The organism is Stenotrophomonas sp. NPDC077659 (genome assembly GCF_050268705.1).
GTDB lineage: Bacteria > Pseudomonadota > Gammaproteobacteria > Xanthomonadales > Xanthomonadaceae > Stenotrophomonas.
Genome location: NZ_JBNNHG010000311.1, coordinates 1 through 1,009 on the forward strand (window position 1 = coordinate 1; position 1,009 = coordinate 1,009).

Consider the following 1,009-nt stretch of genomic DNA (forward strand, 5'->3'; position numbering starts at 1 on the left):
CATGCAGCGGCACCGCGCTGATCAGCAGCGGGAAGCTCAGGCTCATGCGGGTGGCTCGGCGTTGCCGCCGTACACGATGGCCGGGATCACACCGGCGTGACGCAGGCGGCGGCTCGCACCCTTACGCTGCAGTTCACGCTTGGTGACCTTGATTTCATGGGTCTTCGACATTTTCGACTACTCAGGTTGTTGCCCTGCCTTGCGGCCTGGCGGTTGAAGATGCTTCCGCGACCAGAAGCACCCGGGGTATGTCCGCGCCGTTGCCGGCAGGGACGAAAATCAATCGACGTACAGCGAGCTGACCGACTCGCCGAAGGCGATGCGGCGCATCGTTTCGGCCAGCATTTCCGCCACGCTCAGCTGGCGGATCTTGCTGCACACCCGCGCGGCGTCCTTCAGCGGGATGGTGTCGGTCACCACCAGTTCGTCGAGCTGGGAATTGGTGATGTTGTCCACCGCCGGGCCCGACAGCACCGCGTGGGTGCAGTAGGCGGCGACCTTGAGCGCACCGCGCGCCTTCAGGGCAGCGGCAGCGGCGCACAGGGTGCCGGCGGTATCGACGATGTCATCGACCATGACGCAGGTCTTGCCTTCGACGTCACCGATGATGTTCATCACGGTGGAGACGTTGGCGCGCGGGCGGCGCTTGTCGATGATCGCCAGGTCGGCATCATCCAGGCGCTTGGCCACTGCGCGGGCGCGGACCACGCCGCCCACGTCCGGCGAGACGACGATCAGGTTCTCGGTGCCGTAGGCGCGCCAGATGTCGGCCAGCAGCAGCGGGGACGCATACACGTTGTCCACCGGGATATCGAAGAAACCCTGGATCTGGTCGGCGTGCAGGTCGACGGTCAGCACGCGGTCAGCGCCGGCGGTGCTGAACATCTTCGCCGCCAGCTTGGCGGTGATCGGCACGCGCGAGGAACGCATGCGGCGATCCTGGCGCGAATAACCCCATGACCGACCTTGCCCCGCAGACCCCGATCGAGACCCTGCTGAAGGCCGCGAT

General features: G+C 66.0%; 1 protein-coding gene and 1 pseudogene. Both read right to left on the reverse strand.

Annotated features, from left to right (window positions below; translation table 11 throughout):
* Window positions 1-51 precede the first annotated feature (51 nt).
* A pseudogene (locus ACQKDV_RS19725) lies at window positions 52-171 on the reverse strand (50S ribosomal protein L25/general stress protein Ctc); the annotation flags it as partial.
* Window positions 172-279: 108 nt separating this feature from the next.
* Window positions 280-1,009: ribose-phosphate diphosphokinase (locus ACQKDV_RS19730; protein WP_427785905.1), on the reverse strand; the 730-nt coding region annotated here is incomplete at its 5' end.